Consider the following 3,438-nt stretch of genomic DNA (forward strand, 5'->3'; position numbering starts at 1 on the left):
CCTTCCCCGAGCTCGCCGGGCTCGGCGACGAGTACCCCGACCTGCTGCTCGACGGTGAGATCGTCGTCCTCGACGGGGGCACGCCGAGCTTTGCCGGGATGGCCGAGCGGTTCCATGTCGTCGACGCGCGCAAGGCCCGGCGGCTCGCCGAGCAGCGACCGGCCACCTACATGGCGTTCGACCTGCTGCGCCTCTATGGCGTCGACCTGACCCAGCGCCCCTGGACCGAACGCCGCGCGACGCTCGAGCGGCTCGAGCTCGACGGTCCCCGGTGGCAGACGCCGCCGGTCTTCACGGACGGCGAGGCGCTGCTGGCCGCGACGCGCGAGCAGGGGCTCGAGGGGATCGTCAGCAAGCGCACCGACTCCGCCTACCGGCCAGGACTGCGCAGCCCCGACTGGCTCAAGCTGCCGCACCGGGCCACCACCTCCGTCGTGATCGGCGGCTGGCGGCCCGAGTCGACCTCAGCCTCGGCGGGCCGGCTCGGGGCGGTCCTCGTCGGCGTGCCCGGGGCCGAGGGGGTGCACTTCGTCGGTCGGGTCGGTGCGGGCCTGGCGGGTCGGGCCGGGATGGCGCTGCTGGAACGCCTCCGGCCGCTCGAGGCGACGCGCTCGCCGTTCGCCGAGGCGGTGCCCGCCGTCGACGCCGTCGACGCCGTGTGGGTCCGGCCGGTCCTCGTCGCGGACGTCGAGTCGTTGGGCCTCAGCTCCGGCGGTCGACTGCGCCAGCCCTCCTGGAAGGGCGTGCGCGACGACCTGTCCCCGGACGACCTGCGTCCCGGGCACGACGCCGCGACGGAGGGGAACCACTGATGGCGCTCGCCGACGGGCCGAAGATCGTCACCGTCGTGGAGGGACGCCGGCTACGCCTCAGCAGCCTCGACAAGGTGATGTATCCGGTGACGGGCACGACGAAGGCCCAGGTGCTCGACTACTACGCCCGGATCGCGGCGGTGCTCCTGCCACACTTGTCCGGCAGGCCGGTGACGCGGGTGCGTTTTCCACACGGGGTTTCGCAGGCCGGCTTCTTCGAGAAGAACGTGCCGGCCGGTGTGCCGGAATGGGTCCGGCGGGCCGGTCGCGACCCGGTCTTTCCGCTCATCGACGACCTCGCCTCGCTGACGTTCTTTGCCAACCTCAATTCACTCGAGCTGCATGTGCCCCAATGGCGCTTCGACGGAGTGGGTCGAGAAGCCGTGCCGACGAATCCGGACCGCCTCGTGATCGATCTTGATCCCGGGCCCGGCATGGGCCTGCGCGAATGCGCGACAGTGGCACTCATCGTCCGCGACCGTTTGACGGCCATCGGGTTGGAGCCGATCCCTGTGACAAGTGGGAGCAAAGGCATGCAAATGTATGCTCCGTTGCCCGGTGTCCACACCAGTGACGAAATCCGCGACACCGTTCAGCAGCTGGCCCGGGAACTGACGAGCACACATCCGCAGCTGGTCGTCTGGAAGATGGCCAAAGAATTGCGGTCCGGCAGGATCTTTCTCGACTGGAGCCAGAACGTTGCAGCCAAGACGACGGTCTGTCCCTATTCCCTGCGCGGCCGGGACGAGCCGACCGTGGCCACGCCGCGCGAGTGGGTCGAGGTGGAGCGCGGTGCCGCCGGAAAGCCCTTCGTGCAGCTGCGGATCGAGGACGTGCTCGACCGGGTGGCTCGGGACGGGGACCCGGCCGCGGCGCTCGTCGGTGGGTAGCCGAAGGGCCCGGTCGGCCGACCGGGCCCTTCGGCTACCCACCGACGAGCGCCGCGGCCGGGTCCCCGTCCCGAGCCACCCGGTCGAGCACGTCCTCGATCCGCAGCTGCACGAAGGGCTTTCCGGCGGCACCGCGCTCCACCTCGACCCACTCGCGCGGCGTGGCCACGGTCGGCTCGTCCCGGCCGCGCAGGGAATAGGGACAGACCGTCGTCTTGGCTGCAACGTTCTGGCTCCAGTCGAGAAAGATCCTGCCGGACCGCAATTCTTTGGCCATCTTCCAGACGACCAGCTGCGGATGTGTGCTCGTCAGTTCCCGGGCCAGCTGCTGAACGGTGTCGCGGATTTCGTCACTGGTGTGGACACCGGGCAACGGAGCATACATTTGCATGCCTTTGCTCCCACTTGTCACAGGGATCGGCTCCAACCCGATGGCCGTCAAACGGTCGCGGACGATGAGTGCCACTGTCGCGCATTCGCGCAGGCCCATGCCGGGCCCGGGATCAAGATCGATCACGAGGCGGTCCGGATTCGTCGGCACGGCTTCTCGACCCACTCCGTCGAAGCGCCATTGGGGCACATGCAGCTCGAGTGAATTGAGGTTGGCAAAGAACGTCAGCGAGGCGAGGTCGTCGATGAGCGGAAAGACCGGGTCGCGACCGGCCCGCCGGACCCATTCCGGCACACCGGCCGGCACGTTCTTCTCGAAGAAGCCGGCCTGCGAAACCCCGTGTGGAAAACGCACCCGCGTCACCGGCCTGCCGGACAAGTGTGGCAGGAGCACCGCCGCGATCCGGGCGTAGTAGTCGAGCACCTGGGCCTTCGTCGTGCCCGTCACCGGATACATCACCTTGTCGAGGCTGCTGAGGCGTAGCCGGCGTCCCTCCACGACGGTGACGATCTTCGGCCCGTCGGCGAGCGCCATCAGTGGTTCCCCTCCGTCGCGGCGTCGTGCCCGGGACGCAGGTCGTCCGGGGACAGGTCGTCGCGCACGCCCTTCCAGGAGGGCTGGCGCAGTCGACCGCCGGAGCTGAGGCCCAACGACTCGACGTCCGCGACGAGGACCGGCCGGACCCACACGGCGTCGACGGCGTCGACGGCGGGCACCGCCTCGGCGAACGGCGAGCGCGTCGCCTCGAGCGGCCGGAGGCGTTCCAGCAGCGCCATCCCGGCCCGACCCGCCAGGCCCGCACCGACCCGACCGACGAAGTGCACCCCCTCGGCCCCGGGCACGCCGACGAGGACCGCCCCGAGCCGGCCCGCCGAGGCTGAGGTCGACTCGGGCCGCCAGCCGCCGATCACGACGGAGGTGGTGGCCCGGTGCGGCAGCTTGAGCCAGTCGGGGCTGCGCAGTCCTGGCCGGTAGGCGGAGTCGGTGCGCTTGCTGACGATCCCCTCGAGCCCCTGCTCGCGCGTCGCGGCCAGCAGCGCCTCGCCGTCCGTGAAGACCGGCGGCGTCTGCCACCGGGGACCGTCGAGCTCGAGCCGCTCGAGCGTCGCGCGGCGTTCGGTCCAGGGGCGCTGGGTCAGGTCGACGCCATAGAGGCGCAGCAGGTCGAACGCCATGTAGGTGGCCGGTCGCTGCTCGGCGAGCCGCCGGGCCTTGCGCGCGTCGACGACATGGAACCGCTCGGCCATCCCGGCAAAGCTCGGCGTGCCCCCGTCGAGGACGACGATCTCACCGTCGAGCAGCAGGTCGGGGTACTCGTCGCCGAGCCCGGCGAGCTCGGGGAAGG

4 protein-coding genes are annotated in these 3,438 nt (G+C 70.6%); 2 read left to right on the top strand and 2 right to left on the bottom strand.

The window, feature by feature from the left end; all coding sequences use genetic code 11:
* Both N864_RS20430 and ligD (N864_RS20435) read left to right on the top strand, forming a co-directional pair.
* Window positions 1–812 (top strand): ATP dependent DNA ligase (locus N864_RS20430; protein ID WP_034721733.1); only part of this gene is annotated, 812 nt, incomplete at its 5' end.
* Window positions 812–1,702 (top strand): non-homologous end-joining DNA ligase, encoded by an 891-nt coding sequence (gene ligD / locus N864_RS20435; RefSeq protein ID WP_034721735.1) that lies wholly within the window; start codon window positions 812–814, stop codon window positions 1,700–1,702. The genes N864_RS20430 and ligD (N864_RS20435), both read left to right, overlap by 1 nt.
* Window positions 1,703–1,736: 34 nt before the next feature.
* Here the strand turns inward: ligD (N864_RS20435) and ligD (N864_RS20440) are convergent, their stop codons facing one another.
* Window positions 1,737–2,627, bottom strand: coding sequence for a non-homologous end-joining DNA ligase (ligD, locus tag N864_RS20440; protein WP_034721735.1), 891 nt, complete (start codon window positions 2,625–2,627; stop codon window positions 1,737–1,739).
* The coding region (locus tag N864_RS20445; protein WP_034721733.1) for an ATP dependent DNA ligase at window positions 2,627–3,438 on the bottom strand (812 nt) is incomplete at its 5' end. The genes ligD (N864_RS20440) and N864_RS20445, both read right to left, overlap by 1 nt.

Origin of the sequence: Intrasporangium chromatireducens Q5-1, from assembly GCF_000576575.1 — a bacterium.
GTDB lineage: Bacteria > Actinomycetota > Actinomycetes > Actinomycetales > Dermatophilaceae > Intrasporangium_A > Intrasporangium_A chromatireducens.

Excerpts from the sequence above, each read along its gene's own strand:
- ligD (WP_034721735.1), top strand. The coding sequence starts at position 812 with ATGGCGCTCGCCGACGGGCCGAAGATCGTCACCGTCGTGGAGGGACGC.
- ligD (WP_034721735.1), bottom strand. The coding sequence starts at position 2,627 with ATGGCGCTCGCCGACGGGCCGAAGATCGTCACCGTCGTGGAGGGACGC.